Annotated in this window: 18 protein-coding genes; 7 read left to right on the top strand and 11 right to left on the bottom strand. The window is 74.0% G+C overall.

The window, feature by feature from the left end; genetic code table 11:
* The 5 genes from EF903_RS05285 to EF903_RS05265 all read right to left on the bottom strand — a co-directional run.
* On the bottom strand, positions 1-438 hold a 438-nt coding region (locus EF903_RS05285; RefSeq protein WP_221888713.1), incomplete at its 3' end, for a DUF6114 domain-containing protein.
* On the bottom strand, positions 429-1094 hold the full coding sequence (locus tag EF903_RS05280; protein WP_125541410.1) for a DUF6230 family protein: 666 nt from the start codon (positions 1092-1094) through the stop codon (positions 429-431). The genes EF903_RS05280 and EF903_RS05285, both read right to left, overlap by 10 nt.
* A gap of 130 nt (positions 1095-1224) precedes the next feature.
* Positions 1225-2052, bottom strand: a complete 828-nt coding sequence (locus tag EF903_RS05275) for a MerR family transcriptional regulator (RefSeq protein ID WP_260614837.1) — start codon at positions 2050-2052, stop codon at positions 1225-1227.
* Positions 2053-2079: 27 nt separating this feature from the next.
* Positions 2080-3294 (bottom strand): methyltransferase, encoded by a 1215-nt coding sequence (locus tag EF903_RS05270; protein ID WP_185902524.1) that lies wholly within the window; start codon positions 3292-3294, stop codon positions 2080-2082.
* Between the two features lie 74 nt (positions 3295-3368).
* Positions 3369-3719, bottom strand: a complete 351-nt coding sequence (locus tag EF903_RS05265; RefSeq protein WP_125541409.1) for a tetratricopeptide repeat protein — start codon at positions 3717-3719, stop codon at positions 3369-3371.
* Positions 3720-3824: 105 nt separating this feature from the next.
* Here EF903_RS05265 and EF903_RS05260 point away from each other — a divergent pair, with 105 nt between their 5' ends.
* Positions 3825-4790, top strand: a complete 966-nt coding sequence (locus tag EF903_RS05260; protein WP_125541408.1) for a pirin family protein — start codon at positions 3825-3827, stop codon at positions 4788-4790.
* A 137-nt stretch (positions 4791-4927) separates the two neighbouring features.
* Complete coding sequence (locus tag EF903_RS05255; protein ID WP_125541407.1) at positions 4928-5137, top strand: DUF6126 family protein; 210 nt, start codon at positions 4928-4930, stop codon at positions 5135-5137.
* 123 nt (positions 5138-5260) lie between these two features.
* Here the strand turns inward: EF903_RS05255 and EF903_RS05250 are convergent, their stop codons facing one another.
* The 6 genes from EF903_RS05250 to EF903_RS05225 all read right to left on the bottom strand — a co-directional run bounded on the left by EF903_RS05250 (position 5261) and on the right by EF903_RS05225 (position 10470).
* Positions 5261-5641 carry a helix-turn-helix transcriptional regulator gene (locus tag EF903_RS05250; RefSeq protein WP_260614839.1) on the bottom strand — a complete coding sequence of 127 codons (381 nt, stop codon included), beginning with the start codon at positions 5639-5641 and terminating at the stop codon, positions 5261-5263.
* A 137-nt stretch (positions 5642-5778) separates the two neighbouring features.
* Complete coding sequence (locus EF903_RS05245) at positions 5779-6222, bottom strand: anti-sigma factor antagonist (protein ID WP_125541405.1); 444 nt, start codon at positions 6220-6222, stop codon at positions 5779-5781.
* A gap of 17 nt (positions 6223-6239) precedes the next feature.
* On the bottom strand, positions 6240-6668 hold the full coding sequence (locus EF903_RS05240; RefSeq protein ID WP_125541404.1) for an ATP-binding protein: 429 nt from the start codon (positions 6666-6668) through the stop codon (positions 6240-6242).
* Positions 6665-7090, bottom strand: a complete 426-nt coding sequence (locus EF903_RS05235; RefSeq protein WP_260614835.1) for a pyridoxamine 5'-phosphate oxidase family protein — start codon at positions 7088-7090, stop codon at positions 6665-6667. The genes EF903_RS05240 and EF903_RS05235 overlap by 4 nt, the downstream gene beginning before the upstream one ends.
* Entirely contained in the window at positions 7087-8745 is a 1659-nt protein-coding gene (locus EF903_RS05230; protein WP_125541415.1) for a SulP family inorganic anion transporter, read from the bottom strand. The genes EF903_RS05235 and EF903_RS05230 overlap by 4 nt, the downstream gene beginning before the upstream one ends.
* 291 nt (positions 8746-9036) lie before the next feature.
* Complete coding sequence (locus tag EF903_RS05225; RefSeq protein WP_125541403.1) at positions 9037-10470, bottom strand: MBL fold metallo-hydrolase RNA specificity domain-containing protein; 1434 nt, start codon at positions 10468-10470, stop codon at positions 9037-9039.
* Positions 10471-10656: 186 nt separating this feature from the next.
* Between EF903_RS05225 and EF903_RS05220 the strand changes: the two genes are divergently transcribed.
* The 5 genes from EF903_RS05220 to EF903_RS05200 are packed head-to-tail and all read left to right on the top strand — an operon-like array spanning position 10657 to position 16257.
* Positions 10657-11157 carry a flavodoxin domain-containing protein gene (locus tag EF903_RS05220; RefSeq protein WP_125541402.1) on the top strand — a complete coding sequence of 167 codons (501 nt, stop codon included), beginning with the start codon at positions 10657-10659 and terminating at the stop codon, positions 11155-11157.
* Positions 11158-11200: 43 nt separating this feature from the next.
* Positions 11201-11797 carry a hypothetical protein gene (locus EF903_RS05215; RefSeq protein WP_125541401.1) on the top strand — a complete coding sequence of 199 codons (597 nt, stop codon included), beginning with the start codon at positions 11201-11203 and terminating at the stop codon, positions 11795-11797.
* Positions 11790-14549, top strand: coding sequence for a cation-transporting P-type ATPase (locus EF903_RS05210; RefSeq protein ID WP_125541400.1), 2760 nt, complete (start codon positions 11790-11792; stop codon positions 14547-14549). The genes EF903_RS05215 and EF903_RS05210 overlap by 8 nt, the downstream gene beginning before the upstream one ends.
* Positions 14474-15439, top strand: coding sequence for an ABC transporter ATP-binding protein (locus tag EF903_RS05205; RefSeq protein WP_185902523.1), 966 nt, complete (start codon positions 14474-14476; stop codon positions 15437-15439). Before EF903_RS05210 ends, EF903_RS05205 begins: the two co-directional genes overlap by 76 nt.
* A complete protein-coding gene (locus EF903_RS05200; protein WP_125541398.1) occupies positions 15436-16257 on the top strand; it encodes an ABC transporter permease subunit in 822 nt (273 codons plus the stop codon). The genes EF903_RS05205 and EF903_RS05200 overlap by 4 nt, the downstream gene beginning before the upstream one ends.

Here is a 16257-nt window from a genome sequence, read left to right as displayed (position 1 = left end):
GTCGTGCAGTGGTGCGGGCGTTGCGTCTGCGGTGCCTGCGGTGTCCGTGGGGTCCGTGGCGTCCGTGGGGGTGGGACGCGGCGGGGCGGACGGGGCGGCGTGCGGCTGCCAGGCGAACATCAGACCGCCGCCGAGGATGCCGAGCAGGGTGCCGATCAGGAACCCGCCGAGGTTGGACAGCACCAGCGCGGCCGTCGCCACGAGCGTGGTCAGCACCCCGGCCAGGCCGCGCTGCGCGGGCGCGAACCAGGCCGTGAGACCGAGCGCGATCATGACGGCGCCCATGAGGACGGACGGGATGCCCGCGACGCCCTGCTGGAGCATGACCTTCAGCGGTGCCAGCGGCAGGGCGCAGATCTCGGCCCCCGCGAGGACGGCCAGGAGCCCTCCCCAGAACGGCCTGCTGCGCCGCCACCGCCGCCAGCGGTTCAGAAGCATTCCTTCTTGCCCTTGCTGATGTGCATGCTGAGGCCGGAGAGCTTGAAGGTGCCTGCGTTCGTGGCCCAGGCGGTCTGCTGGAGATCGGTGATGCGGACGGTGTCCGCCTGCTGGGCGAACAGGTCCTGCATGCCGACGGCCTCGGCGGGACCCTTGTCGAGGGTGGAGGCGTCGCGTCCGATCTCGATGTTGGTGAAGACGGCGTTGCCGGAGAGCTGGGTGGCGTCGACGAAGAGGTTCGAGGCCTCGACGGGCGTCTTCTTGCCGGCGGTGAGGTTCAGCGAGATGTCGCCCACCATGGGCAGCGTGGTGACCACCGACTGGCAGAGGTTGTTGAGCTTGGCCTCCCTGATGGCGGTGACCGCCACGGGGATCAGCTCCTGGCGGGCGTTGGTGTCGATGCCCCCGTACTGGGCGAAGCCCTCGCCCTCCAGGCTGGTGGCGGACACCTTGAACTGCTGGCCCGAGACGGCGAAGGAGGCGGCGAGCGCGCCTTGGGCGAGGGCGATGCCGAGGCCCGCGGTGACGGCGACGGCGGGGATGGTGAGGACGGCGAAGCGGCGCCATCGGACGGAGCCGGTGCCCGGTTCGGGCCGGTCGGCGGCGTCTCTGCCGGGCGGCTCGGCTGCGTCCGGTAAGTGCGGGGAGTCCGTCATGGGTTCGTCCCTTGTCTTCGGTCGTGCACCGTTGTTACCGACGAGTTGAATGTAAGAGTGCCAATGGGGGTTGGCAAGGTTGCTCGAGCGTACCTTTCCGGCCGAGTCCTACTCGTCGGTCCCGCCCCGACTACCGCTCCCGGCCCAGGAGTTCCGCGACCTCGGCCTCCATCCGCAGGGCCATCGCCCGGGCGAACTCCGCGGCCACGACCTCGCCCGCAACCGGGCGCAGATCCGCGGCCGCGCCGGCGATGTGATCCAGTTGACTGGCCGAAAGGCGCTCCAGCCCCTCCGGGCCGATCACGTGCCGGCGGAACAGTCCGACGAACCGGTCGGCGAGAGCGGCCGCCTGCGCCTGCAGGAGGTCGGCCGCATCGAGGATCTCCGCCAGCGGGACCCCTTGGCGCACGAGCGCGAGCGTCGCCTCCAGCAGCCGCCGGTTGCGGTGGGTGACCAGATCGCCGTCGATGCTCACGTAGCCCAGCCGGGCCGCCCGCCGGGTGTCCTCCGCCGTCGCCGCCGGGCCGAACAGCTCGACCAGCTCGGCCGTGCTCATGGTGACCGGCTCCTCCTGCACCCAGTCCCGGACCATCGCCCGCTCCAGGCCCAGCAGTTGGGGCAGCCCGCCGCCGTCCTCCCAGGCCCGCAGCAGCTCCCCGATGCCGTTCACGGTGTAGCCGCGGCCCAGCAGGTCGCTGATCAGCCGCAGCCGCACCAGGTGCTCCTCGGAGTACCAGCCGATCCGGCCCTCGCGGCGCGGCGGCGGCAGCAGCCCGCGCTCCTGGTAGTAGCGCAGGTTGCGCTCCTTCACGCCGGCCGCCCGCGCCAGGTCCTCCCGGCGGTAGCGCCCGCAGCCGGACCCGTCCCCCGGGCGCGCCGCACCGCCCGCACCCCCGCCGGGGGCGCCGCCCCCGGTCGTGCCGTCCTCGTCCGCTTCGTCCCGCACCAGGCTGCTCACGCGGCGAGTCTAGGACGTACTGGCAGGTCACATGGGGCGCGGACGCTTCTCCCGCTTCACCGCGCGCAGCACCACGAACCGCGGTTCGCTCGCGACGACTTCACTGTTGCCGAAGAGGCGGCGCAGGTGCGTGTGGTAACCCAGGTGCCGGTTGGCGACGATCCACAGCTCGCCGCCCGGGCGCAGCGCGCGCCGCGACTGCGCGAACATCCGCAGCGCGGTCGCGTCCGTCGTCGCCTGGTGCGAGTGGAACGGCGGATTGCTGAGGACGAGGTCCACGGAGGCGGCGGGCAGCATCGCCAGCCCGTCGCCGACGAGGAACTCCGCCCGCCCCCGGCGGGACCCGCCGGGCACGTTGGCCTCGTACGTGGCCCGGGCCGAGGCGACCGCCTGGTACGACTCGTCCGCGAAGACCACCTCCGCGTCCGGGTCGGCGACCGCGACCGCCGTGCCGACGATGCCGTTGCCGCAGCCGAGGTCGACGACGCGGGCGCCGGCGGTGTTGTTCGGGATGCTCTGCAGGAAGAAGCGGGTGCCGACGTCGAGGCGGTCCGCGCAGAAGATCCCCGCGTGGTTGACGGCCGTCAGGCCGGCGCCCGAGCCGGCGTCCCCGTCCAGCGTGTAGGCGAGCGGCCACTGCGAGCCGTCACCCGAGGGGTTCCGCCCACCGGTCGCGGGGTCCGGCGTGCAGAAGATCAGCCGGGCCTTCTTCTCCGCGAGGGAGGTCCGCGTCGGGCCGAGGATCCGCTCGAAGAGGTTCAGGGTGGAGGTGTGGATCTCCTTGACCATGCCGGCGCCGACGACGACGGTGCCCGCGTGGACGTGGGGTGCCAGCCGCAGCAGCTGGTCCTCGAGCAGCGCCAGGCTCTTCGGCACGCGCACCAGCAGGACACCGATCCGCTCCGGCGGGGCGTCCTGCGTGGTCAGCAGCGTCACCGCGCCCTCGGGCACCCCGGCCCGCCGCAGGTTGGCCTCGGTGGCCGCCCGGGTCAGGTAGGAGTCGGTGATCTGCACCGGCCGGTGCGCGGCCAGGGCCGTGGCCAGCGCGCCCCACCGGTCCCCGAGGACGGTGATCCGCCCGGCGGCGGCGGACAGGTCCACCGGGCCCCGCTCGCCGGTGCCGGCGTGCAGGTGGCGCAGCAGGTACTCGTCTGCGGCGTCCCAGGCGCGGAGCCGGTCGCGCGGGTCCTCGGGGAAACGGGTGAGCTCGTGGGAGCCGAAAGGCGTGGTCAGGCGGTTCATCGTGTCCCCAGGCTATCCGAGCGCGCCGCCCCGCCCCGCACCGGCGAGCCGGGCACCGGGGCGGCGGCCGCGGGCTACTCGGGGAACTCGCCGGCCATCGCCGCGGCGAGCCGCAGGTGGGGCGCCGCCTCCGCGGGGCGGCCCTGCCGCTCCAGGGTGCGGCCGAGCAGCAGCCGGGCGTAGTCCTCCACCGGCCAGCGCTCCAGGATGGCGCGCAGCTCGCCCTCGGCGCGCGCCAGCCGGGCGGAGTGGTAGTACGCGCGGGCCAGCAGCAGCCGCGGCGCGAGCTGCTCGGGCGCCTCGCCGGCCAGCCCCTCCAGGATGTCGACGGCCGGCCCGTACTCCTTCGCGTCGAAGAAGAGCCGGGCGCGCGCCCAGCGCTCGGCCGCCGTCCCGTGCCCGAAGTACGTGCTGCGCGTGTCCATCGCGCCCCTTCCGCTGTCCGGATGCTTCCGACGCCCCCTCCAACGCAGGGTCGGACCCCCGCATTCCGCGGGGTGCGGCGGGCCGGCGGTACTAAGTTGGGGGGCATGAGCAATCTCGAGCGCCAGCCGGCCCTCTCCGCCTGCGGCGGCCGGGGCTTCGTCGTGGCCGAACCGGTCCGCGAGCTCCTCAGCCCCCGGACGGTCAAGCTGGGCGAGTCCTCCGAGGTCCGCCGCCTCCTGCCGAACCTGGGCCGCCGCATGGTGGGCGCCTGGTGCTTCGTCGACCACTACGGGCCCGACGACATCGCGGGCGAGCCCGGCATGCAGGTCGCGCCCCACCCGCACACGGGGCTCCAGACGGTGAGCTGGCTGCACGACGGCGAGGTGCTGCACCGCGACAGCACGGGCAGCCTGCAGACGATCCGCCCGCGCGAGCTCGGCCTGATGACCTCCGGCCGCGGCATCAGCCACTCCGAGGAGAGCCCCCGCGAGCACAGCCGCCTCCTGCACGGCGCCCAGCTGTGGGTGGCCCTCCCCGACGCCCACCGCCACGTCGAACCGCACTTCCAGCACCACGCGGCCCTCCCGCGCGTGACCGCGTCCGGCGTGGACGCCACGGTCATCCTGGGCACCCTGGACACGGCGACCTCGCCGGGGACGGCGTACAGCCCGATCGTCGGCGCCGACATCGCCCTCGCGGAGGGCACCGAGGCGAAGCTGCCGCTGGAGCCGGACTTCGAGTACGCGGTCCTGTCGATGTCGGGCGAGGCCCACGTGGACGGCGTCCCCGTCCTGCCCGGCTCGATGCTCTACCTCGGCTGCGGCCGCACGGAACTCCCCCTGCGCGCCACGTCGGACGCCGGCCTGATGCTCCTGGGCGGCGAACCGTTCGAGGAGGAGATCGTGATGTTCTGGAACTGGATCGGCCGCTCCCACGAGGACATCGCCCAGGCCCGCGAGGACTGGATGAAGGGGACGCGCTTCGGCGAGGTGAAGGGCTACGACGGAGCCCCGATTCCGGCGCCCGAACTGCCTCCGACGCACCTGAAGCCGCGTGGACGGGTGCGCTGACCCGGCGGAACGGCGGAGGGCTGCCCGTGAGTCCGGACGGTGGACCCGCCTTCCGGTCGTGCGGCGCCGACCCGCGTCCGCGCTAGACTTGCAGAGTTATGCAATTGGCGAGTTCTTGATGCGGGTGAGGTGATGGCGTGGCCGGTGACGGCACCGAGGAGGCGCAGGCCGCCGGGGAGCGGCGGGCGGCCGTGACGGAGGAGGCCGGAGCCGGCGCGGCCGCCGCGCACGAGAAGTGGCTGCAGAAGGGGGTCGCGCTGCGCGCCTTCTTCTACATCGTCGGGACCCACCTCTTCGCCGGGTTCGTGTGGCTGCTGTTCTACCTGGGCCAGCACGCCCAGAAGTGAGCGCCCCGCGGCCGGGAGGACACGGAGCGGCCGCCTCCCGGTGTCCGAGGTGCGGGTGAACCCGCCCCGGCGGGAAGCGGCCGCCGTTCGCGGGCCGGGGGGCGGTGTGCGCTCGGGGCGGTCCTACTGCGGGCCGGTGGCGCGCAGGTTGGCCAGGAGTTCGGCCTGGCCCTGCAGGACGCCCGACAGGATGCTGCGGGCCACGCGCAGCAGCTCGGCGACCTCGGGGCTGGTGAGCCGGTAGTACACGTTGGAGCCCTCGCGGCGGGCGAGGACGAGGTTGGCCTTGCGCAGGACGGCGAGCTGCTGGGAGAGGCTGGCCGCTTCGATGCCGACCTCGGCCAGCATCTCGGCCACGGCGTGCTCGCGCTCGCTCAGCAGTTCCAGGACGCGGATGCGGACCGGATGGCCGAGGGTTTTGAAGAACTCCGCCTTGAGCTGGTAGAGCGGCGCCTGCGTGTGGTCGGCCTCGCCTGCCCTGCCTGTCGCGCGTGCCTTGTGCACCTGATCCACCCAACGCTCATCATCGTCACCGTGAGGACAGCCCTTCCGTCCCCACGCACAGTGTGTGACCTCCACAATTGCAGATTCCTGCAATTCTCGGACCCGGCGGGTCCACGTCCGGCCGGTCCGGCGCAGGGTCAGGCCCTGTTCGGCTCGGCCTTCCGTACGGGGCCCTCGGCCGGCCAGCGGCCGGTGTGCCACTGCTTGCCTGCCGCCGGGCCCCGGCCCGGGGGCGCCGGTGCCGCGCCGCGGTGAGCGGCGAGGGCGGTGGGCAGGTCGCAGTGGACGGGGATGGCCGGTTCTCCGGCGTCGGGGACGAGGGAGCCGTCCGCGGGGATCGCGGCCAGTTCGAGGGCGCGTCCGGCGGCGGCCAGGCGTCGGGCGGCCTGCGAGACCGCCAGCTGCCCGCCGACCGACCAGCCCAGCAGTGCGGTCAGGTCAAGGATCAGCGGGCCGCTTCCGCGCGCTTCGGCCCAGCCGACGGCGCCGGTGAAGCGGGCGGTCGCCCCCGCGCCGAGGTATCCGGCCAGGGACAGCACGCCCAGGTCGTCGTGGGTGGTGTAGCGCCACTCGATCGTCATCGTCGTCTTCCTCGGCTTCACAGGGGCAGGGTGATCCGGATGCTCTTGCCGCGTCCGTCCGCGTCGCCGCACTGCACGGCGGTACCGCCCAGCTCCATGGTCATCTCGACCACGGTGGCCAGTCCGCTCCCGGGCGCCGTGGCCAGAGCGCCGAACAGCGGCGGCTGGTAGGGGTGGCGGTCGTGGACGGCGAAGGCGAACACGCCGGGCCCGTGCGCGTAGGTGACCGTGATCACCGGCGTCACGGCAGCGGCGTGCCGGACCGCGTTGGTGACCAGCTCGGCGAGGATCAGCAGCGCCGGCCCGACGCTCGGGTGGCGCGGGCCGACCCCGCATTCGGCCAGCACGAGTTCGGTGGTCTCGCGTGCGATCCGTACGGCCGACCCCGTCGGTGGCACGGCCAGGACGTGCCGGTACGGCGGCGTCGCCGGCAGCGCGGCCGTCATCGGCCCGCCCCGCGGAGGGGGCGGGCGAGGCGGAAGCCGGACACGGACTGCGGATGCAGGCGCAGCAGGGTGTCGTGCGGGCCGTGGCTCCAGCCGGACAGGGCGCGCCGGTAGTGGGAGGCCTCGTCCGGGTCGGTGATCGCCTCGGCCGGCCCGTGGGCGCTGACGGTCCAGCCGGTTCCGGCCGGCTGGATCTCGTCGACCTGATACGTGAGCCCTGCCCTGGTCAGGGCCGCGGCGGCCTGGACGGGTGCGCGCACGACGAGGCTCCCGTACTCCATGACATGCGTGGCCGGGCGGATGACGGCCTGCTCGCGCCGGAGGTGGACGAGCCTGCCCCGGGTGGAGCCTTGCAGGAGCCAGAGGGCTTCGGCGCCGGAGACCTCGGTCATGCGCAGGCCTGCGGGGGCGTGGGCGGTCATCGCGGTGCCTTCCGGGTGCGGTGCGGGTGGGGGCGGTGCCGGACGGGCAGGAGCCCGGCCTGTTCGAGGTGCTTGCGGGCCCCGGCGATCGCTTCGGGGGTGGTGGCGTATTCGCGGCCCTCGTGCCGGAGGAGTTCGAGGGCGCCGACGGACGCCAGGGCCTGGCGCTGGCCGGGGCGGATGCCGGAGGTCATCACGGCGATGCCGCGCCGGTTCAGCTTCTCGACAGCGTCCTTGAGCACGAGGGCTCCGGTGGCGTCCATCGCCGTCACGCGCGACATGCGCAGGATGACCACCCGCACGTCGGAGACCTCGGAGAGTTCGAGGAGGAAGCGGTGGGCGCCTGCGAAGAACAGCGGCCCGTCGATCCGGTAGGCGACGATGTGCTCGGCCAGGAGCGCGTGCTCCTCATCGCTGTGCTCCCCGGGGAGGTCCGGGCGGAAGTCGACCTGGTCGAGGCTGGCCTGGGCCGCCACCGAGCGCAGGGCGAGTGCCCCGGCGACGACCAGCCCGATGATCACCGCATAGACCAGATCGAGCACCAGGGTGGCCGCGGCGGTCAGGACGAGGACCACGGCGTCGGAGCGGGTGGCCTTCGCCATGGCGCGCAACGCGCCGACCTCGACCATCCGCACCGCGGTCGCCAGCAGTACGCCGGCGAGCGCGGCGAGGGGGATCTTCGCGACGAGGGGGGCCGCGGCGAAGACGATGGCGGCGAGGACGGCGGCGTGGGTCAGCGCGGCAAGGCGGGAGGAGGCGCCGGTGCGGACGTTAACCGCGGTCCGGGCTATCGCGGCCGTCGCGGGGACGCCGCCGAAGAGCGGGGCGGCGAGGTTGGCGATGCCCTGCCCGAACAGCTCCTTGTCCGGGTCGTGCTGCTGCCCGACCGTCATGCCGTCCGCCACCGTCGCCGACAGCAGCGACTCCAGCGCGGCCAGAGCCGCCACGGCGACCGCCGGCGCGATCAGGGAGCCGAGCGCGGTGACGTCGAAGAAGGCCAGGGAGGGGGCCGGAAGGCCGGCCGGCAGCTCCCCGATGGGGGCCGCCGCGTCCAGGTCGAAGAACCGAGCGGCGACGGTCGCGGCGATGACCGCGACGATCGAGAACGGGATGGCCGGCCGCCACCGGGCCCCCGCCAGCATCACCGCGGCCACACCGAGGGAAAGGCCGACCGCGGCCGGGTTGGGCGCCGCGGCGAACGCCTCCACCGCCCGCCAGGCCGCCAGCAGTACCTTCTCGCCGTCGGGCTTGGCGACCCCGAGCGCGTCGGGTACCTGCTGCAAGCCGATCACACACGCGATCCCGAGCGTGAAGCCCTCCACCACCGGCGCCGGCACGTACCTCATGTACCGGCCCGCCCGCAGCAGTGCCAGCGCGATCAGCAGCGCACCCGCCATCACTCCCACGGTCAGCACGCCGCCGGGCCCGTACCGGGCCACGATCGGCACCAGGACCACGGTCATCGCCCCCGTGGGTCCCGACACCTGGAGGTTGGACCCTCCGAACACCGCGGCAAGGGCGCCCGCGACCACGGCCGTGGCCAGCCCCGCCTCGGCACCGAGGCCGGAGGACACCCCGAACCCCAGCGCGAGCGGCAGGGCGACGATCGCGACGGTCAGCCCCGCGAGCAGGTCCCGGCGGGGATCGAGCGCCATCAACCGGAAGTCGGCGCGAGCGGGCAGCACGGCACGCAGGCGGGCGGCCGCACCGGGCAGGACGGGGTGCAGCGGAACCGGCACGATCTCTCCTTCGCTCGGTCGCCCGGCCGCGGGCGAGGTGTGGGGTTGTGCCCGCGGCCGCCTTCGGCCGCAACAGCCTAAGAATGTATGAAATTGCAGATTTCTGCAATTCACTGGCCGGTCGTGGCCGCGGCGGCCGCCTCGGGCGCACAGCGGACGCCGGCGATGACCGGGCGGCTGATCGGGCGGCTGACCGGGCGGCCCGGATCAGCGGACCAGGACGGCCTCCCCGGACCTGGGTACGACGGCCGTCCAGCCCAGCTCGCCGTCGATCCGGTCCCGCAGGGCCCCGGCGGCGGCCTCCTCGCCGTGCACGAGGTACGTGGTGTGCGGGGCGGGAGCAGCGCGCAGCCAGTCGATGATCTGGCGGGCGTCGGCGTGCGCGGAGAAGTGCGGGACGTCGGCGACCTCGGCGCGCACGGGGACGTACTCGCCGAACATCTTCAGGGTGCGGGCGCCGTCCACCAGGTCCCGTGCGCGCGTCCCCTCCGCGGCGAAGCCGACGACGACCACGGCGTTGCGGGGGTCGGGCAGGATCCGGTGGAGGTGGTGCAGGACGCGGCCGCCCGTGGCCATGCCGGCGGAGGAGACGATGACCGCCGGGCCGGTGGCGCTGTTGATGTCGACGGACTCCTGGACGGTGCGGGCGGCCAGGAAGGGCTCCGGGCTGATCGCGGCCTCGCCGCGGGCGGCGATCTCGGGCCGCAGCTCGGGGGAGCGGGACCGTACGGCGTCCCGGTAGACGTCCAGGGCTGCCAGGGCCATCGGGCTGTCGACGTAGACGGGCACGCTCCGCGGCAGGGTGCCGTCGCCGCGGAGAGCCGCCAGCTCGTGCAGGACCACCTCCGTCCGGTCGATCGCGAAGGCGGGGATGACGACGGTGCCGCCTCGGCCCAGCGCCCGGGTGATCGCGGCGGCGAACTCGCGCCGGGCGCTCTCGCGGTCGTGCCTGCGGTTGCCGTACGTCGACTCCATCAGCAGGACGTCGGCGCCGGAGAACGGCTCGGGCGGCAGGAGGAGCGGGTGGCCGGGGCGGCCGAGGTCGCCGCTGACGGCGAGGGTGTGTCCGTCCTCCAGGGTCAGGTGAGCCCAGGCGGAGCCCAGGATGTGGCCGCCGTGGTGCAGCACGAGCCTCGTCCCGGCCTTGATCTCGACCTCGCTCCCGACGGCCACCGGGTCGAAGAACCTCACCGTGAGCTCGACGTCGTCATCGTCGTAGAGCGGCTTCGCCGGCCGGTGCTTGGACCAGCCGTGCCGGTTCGCGTGCGCGGCGGCCTCCATCTGGAGGCGGGCGCTGTCGCGGAGGACGATCTCGGCCAGGCGGGCCGTGGCGGGCGTGGCCAGGATGGGCCCGCGGAAGCCGTTGCGGACCAGGCGCGGAAGGTAGCCGCAGTGGTCCAGGTGGGCGTGGGTGACGAGGACGGCGTCGATGTCGCCGGCGGCGCACGACAGCTTGCCCCAGTTGCGGCGGCGCAGGTCGGCGACGCCCTGGAAGAGCCCGCAGTCGACGAGGATCCGCGCGTGGTCGCTCTCGACGAGGAAATTGCTGCCGGTGACCGTCCGTACACCGCCGAGGAAGGTGAGGAGGGCCGGGCGGGCCGAGGCACCGGCGGCATCAGGGGACGGGGCTGACCGGGACATGGCAGCGGCCCTCCTTTCGGGACGGATGCCGGTCTCCACCGTCGCATCCGACCCGCCCCGGGGCAGAGGCCCGACCGGCCCCCGGGGAGGGCCGAATGGTCCCGGGCGGGAGCCGTCCGACCCAAGCGGAGCCGCCGCCGGCTGCGCGACAGTGGCAGCATCCCTCGCGGAGACAAGGAAGCCGTCATGACCACCAAGAGAGTCCTCGTTGCCTACGGCACCAAGCACGGTGCCACCGCCGGCATCGCCGAGGAGATCGGCAAGACCCTCCGCGAGGACGGGTTCGAGGCCGTCGTGCTCCCCGCGAACGACGTCGACGACGTCCGGGACTACGACGCCGTCGTCCTCGGCGGCTCGATCTACGCCGGACGCTGGAGCGACAAGGCCAAGCGCTGCGCCGAACGCAATGCCGAGTCCCTGCGGCACCGCCCCGTATGGCTGTTCAGCAGCGGCCCGCTGGACCGCACCGCCGAGGAGCGGGACATCCCTCCCGCTCCCGCCGTCGCCCGGCAGATGCAGCTCATCGGCGCACGAGAGCACAAGACGTTCGGAGGCAGCGTCACGGCCCGTACCCCCGGACTCCTCGCCCGGTCGATGCTCCGACAGGGCAAGGGCGGCGACTACCGGAACCCCGAACGCATCCGGAGCTGGGCCCACCACATCAGCGCCGAGCTCACCGCCGCCTGAACGGCGGCGGCCCGGCCGGGATCCAGGCAGAGCCGGAGGAGCCATGAACCACCGGACCTCGGGACCTGCGGCCAACCCGCTTCGGCGCGGAGCCGACCGCACGCGCTCCCTGTTGCACGCCGCCTTCACCCTGGCCTGCCTGATCGCCGTGTTCTGCGGTGCGGTCGCCGGGTGGACCGCCTGGACCGACGGCAGCCGCGCCGCCGAGGAGATCGCCCGCCACCGGCACGCCGTGACAGCCACCACAGTCGGCGGCACCGGCTACCGGGCCGGCGGCGGGCTGCGCGGGCAGCCCGTCACCGTTGCCCCCGCCACCTGGAAGTATCCGCCCGACCGCACCCACAGGGGCACCGTGGCCGTCCCTGCGGACACCCGCAGCGGAGACACCGTCCGCGTGTGGGTCGACGACCGGGGCCGCCCCGCCACAGCCCCGCCCGGGACGCCCGACACCGCGCTGGAGGCGTTCGGTCTCGGCACACTGACGCTCACCGGGATCCTCCTCGTGTCAGGCGCCCTCGTCCGTGCCGGCCTCCGGATCGTCGACGTACGGACCTCCCGGGCCTGGGAATCCGAGTGGGAGGGCGTCGAACCCGTCTGGTCGGGCCGCCTGCGCCCGGGTCGGGGAGCGGACGATGGCTGACGCTGCCGCCGGGCCGGACCTCGCGCCGGACGTCACGCCGGATCCCCTCGAACCCCTTCCCCTGCTCCGCCGCGAGCTGCACACGGGGCCGCTGGGCCTGTCGAGCCGGGAGGCAGCCCGCCGGCTGGCGGTCTACGGGCCCAACGAGGTGCGCCGCGCCGCGCAGCGGAGCGTGCTGCGGGAGCTCGGGCGGCAGCTGGTCCACCCCTTGGCCCTGCTGCTGTGGGCGGCGGCCGCGCTCGCGTTCGTCGCCGCCATCGACGTGCTCGGCTGGGCGATCGTCGCGGTCGTCCTCGTCAACGCCGGATTCGCCCTCGTCCAGGAGCGGCAGGCCGAGAAGGCCGTCGAGACCTTGGCCCGGTACCTTCCCGCACGGGCCCGGGTGGTCCGCGACGGTCGGCCGCAGCACGTCCCCGCCCGCGATCTGGTCCCCGGTGACCTGGTGGTCCTCGAGGAAGGCGACCGGATCCCCGCGGACGCCCGGCTGACCGAAGGGGGCATCGAAGCCGACCTGTCCATGCTGACCGGCGAGTCCACCCCGGTCGAGCGCCTGGCCGGCCCCGGTCTGCAGGCGGTACCGGTGCTCCAGGAGCCCAACCTCGTCTTCAGCGGCACCAGCGCCACCGGGGGGCAGGCCCGGGCGATCGTCTTCGCCACCGGCGACCACACGGAGCTCGGCCGGATCGCCGCGCTCAGCCAGCGCACCCGCCGCGAGCCGAGCCCGCTGGAGAAGCAGGTCAAGAAGGTCGCCTGGCTCATCGCGGCGGTCGCGGTGGCCATGGGAGCGGTGTTCCTCGTGACCGGTGTGGCGGTGGGCCTGCCGGTGACCGACTCGCTGATGTTCGCGATCGGGCTGCTCGTCGCCAACGTTCCCGAAGGACTGCTGCCGACGATCACCCTCGCCCTTGCCGTCGGCGTCCGGGCCCTGGCCCGGCAGGGCGCGGTGATCAAGAGGCTGAGCGCCGTGGAGACCCTCGGCTCCACCAACGTCATCTGCACGGACAAGACCGGCACCCTCACACGGAACGACATGCTGCTGCACGGCCTGTGGACGCCCGAGGACCTCGCGCAGACCGGCCCGCGGAGTGCCGGGCTCGTCCGGGCAGCCGCCCTGTGCACCACCGTCACCCGGGAGGCGGACGGCCGGCTGCACGGAGACCCGACCGAACTCGCCCTCGTGGAAGGGGCCGACCGGCACGGGGTGCCCGTCGAACCGGCCGAGCGGGACGCGGGCCGCCGCGCCTGCTTCCGCTTCGACCCGCGCCTGCGCCTGATGTCGGTGGTCCAGGCCTCCGGCCCCGGCCGCCTCCGGGTCATCGCCAAGGGCGCCCCCGAAGCCGTGCTGCCGCTGCTGGCGGGCGGCGAGCCGGCCGCGAAGGCGCGGCAGGCCGCCGACGCCCTGGCCGCGGACGGCATGCGGGTGCTCGCCGTGGCGGTACGGGACCTGCCGGCCGACGCCGCGGTACCGGCGCGGCGGCAGCAGGCCGAGCAGGGGCTGCACCTGCTCGGGCTGGTCGGCCTCTACGATCCGCCGCGGCCGGAGGTCGCGGCCGCGGTCCGGCGGTGCCACGAGGCGGGCCTCACCGTGCACATCGTCACCGGAGACAACGGTGCCACGGCCGCCGCGATCGCCCGTGCCGTCGGCATCGGCGTGCCCAGGCTGCAGGTGATCGCCCAGTCCGAGGCGGTCGACGACCACCACCTCGACCACCTCCTGCGGCAGGGCGACACCGAGATCGTGTTCGCGCGATCGTCGCCCGAGACCAAGCTGAAGGTGGCCGACGCCCTGCGGAGCCACGGGCAGATCGTCGCCATGACCGGCGACGGGGTGAACGACGCGCCCGCACTGCACCGCGCCCACATCGGGGTGGCCATGGGACGGTCGGGCACCGACGTGGCCCGCGAGGCGTCCACGATGGTCCTGACCGACGACAACTTCGCCACCATCGTCACGGCGATCGAATCCGGCCGCCGGGTCTACGACAACGTCCGCAAGTTCATCGTCTACATCTTCGCCCACCTCACCCCCGAGGTCGTCCCCTTCCTCGTGTTCGCCCTCTCCGGCGGGGCGGTTCCGCTGCCGCTGACCGTGCTCCAGATCCTCGCCATCGACCTCGGTACCGAGACCCTCCCCGCCCTCGCCCTCGGCCGCGAGCGCGCCGAACCCGGCGTCATGAGCCGGCCGCCCCGTCCCAGCAGCCAAGGGGTGATCAACAAGGACATGCTCGTCCGCAGCTGGGGCTGGCTCGGCACCGTGTCCGCCGTGCTCGTGATGACCGCGTACTTCTACGTCCTCTGGCGCGCCGGATGGCACCCCGGCGACCCGACCGGCCCGGGCACCCCGCTCCATGACGCCTACCTGACGGCGACCACCGCCACCTTCGCCGGCATCGTCACCTGCCAGGTCGGCACGGCCGTCGCCGCACGCACCGATCACGCCGCCCTGCGCGACATCGGGTTCTTCACCAACCCCCTGCTGCTCGCCGGCATCGCCTTCGAACTCGCCTTCACCGCGGCGCTCGTCTACGCGCCCCCGCTCCAGCACCTCTTCGGCACCGCGGCCCTGCCCCCGGACGTCGTCCTCCTCATCGCGGCCTTCCCGCCGCTGGTGTGGGGAACCGACGAATTCCGCCGCCGTGCCCGCCGCCGACGTTCCCGAACCCCGGGAGGAACACCGTGCCCGCACACCACCGGAGGGATCCCGGCACGCAGCCGGAGCGCCTCGCCCGCGGAGGCGCGGCCATCGAGCTGACCGGCCTGACCAAGAGGTACGGGCCGGTGGTCGGAGTCGACCGGTTGACCCTCACCGTGCGGTCCGGGGAGGTGTTCGGCTTCCTCGGACCGAACGGGGCGGGGAAGACGACCACGCTGCGGTGCCTCGTCGGACTGCTCCGGCCCAGCGGGGGGACCGTGCGGGTGCTGGGCCTGGACCCGGTCACCGATCACGGCCGAGTCGCGCCACACCTGGGATACCTCCCCGGCGAACTCCGGTTCTACCCCGAGCTCTCCGGCGCACAGACGCTCGACCTGCTCTCCGCCCTGCAGGGCGCTCCGGCGCCCCGCCGCGGGAGCCTGTGCGATCGGCTGGGCCTCACGCAGTCGGTGCTCGCCCGGCCCGTCGGCGGTTACTCGCGCGGCATGAAGCAGAAGCTGGGGCTGGTGCAGGCCCTGCAGCACGATCCGCGTCTGGTGGTGCTCGACGAGCCCACCGAGGGGATCGATCCGCTGGTGCAGGAGACGTTCTACGCACTGCTGCGGGAGATGGCGGCCGCCGGACGGACCGTCCTGCTGTCCAGCCACGTCCTGCCGGAGGTGCAGCGCACCTGCGGGCGGGTGGCGATCGTACGGGACGGCCGGCTGGTGGCGGTGGAGACCGTGGCCCGCCTGCGCGAGGCGCGTGCCAGGAGGATCCGGCTGACGTTCGCCGACGGGCAGGCGCCCCGCACGCTGGGCGGCGCGGAGCGCTGGGAGCCGCGCCGGCAGGGGAACCGGGTGGAGCTGCTCGTGCCGCCGAGCGAGGTGGTCGCCGCGCTGCGCGGGCTGCTCGGGCCGGAGGTGTCGGACGTCATGGTGGAGGAAGCGGGTCTCGACGAGGCGTTCCTGGACCTGTACCGCCACGGAGGCCCGGAGGAGGGACCGTGAGGACCCGGTGGCCCCTGTTGTGGATGGCCCTGTACCGGCGGCGCAGGATGCTGGCGGCCCTGCTGGCCGGGATGGTCGCCTTCGAGGCACTCGTCGTCGTGGTCGCGGGCGCCCTCGCCCCGGCGGACCTCTTCGCCGCCGGAGGGAAGGGGCCCCCGTCGGCCTACCGGGCGTTCAGCGGCTCCAGCGGGGCCGTGTCCATCGCCAGTCACCCCGGGCTGCTGGGTGCCGGCCTGACGCATCCGTTCTGGATCGCCCTGCAGTTGACCGCGATCGGTTCGCTCGCGGCGGCCGCCGTGGCGGCGGACGTGGAGTCGGGGACGGTGGAGCTCGTGGTGGTGCGTCCCGTCAGCCGTACCCGGCTGCTGGCGGAGCGGACCGCCGCACTGGTGGTCGCGGTGCTGGCCCTGAACGCCGCCGCGACGCTCACGGTCGCGGTCGGGGTGGCGCTGTCACCGGGCATCCACCGGACGGTGCCGCTCAGCGGAGTCTTCGCCGCAGGACTCATGGGCTTCGGCTTCGCGTTGTGCATGGCCGGCCCCGCCATGGCCGTCTCGGCGGCGGGGCGCCGGCGCGCGCAGGTCATCGGCGCGACCATCGCCGTCGGAGCGGTGGGCTTCGCCGTCAACTTCGTCGCCCTGGCCTGGGAGCCGGCCGCGCCGCTGCGGTTCCTCAGCCCGTTCCACTACTACGCGCCGGGAGACGCCCTGGCCCAGGGCGGTGTCCTCTGGCCCTGGCTGGGGGTCCTGGTGGGCACGGGGCTGCTGGGCATCCTCGTGGCCCACATACTGCTCCGGCGCCGCGATCTCGCGCCGTGA

It is taken from the genome of Streptomyces sp. WAC05292, assembly GCF_003949955.1.
Lineage (GTDB): Bacteria > Actinomycetota > Actinomycetes > Streptomycetales > Streptomycetaceae > Streptomyces > Streptomyces globosus.
This window is presented reverse-complemented; position numbering and strand designations above follow the sequence as displayed.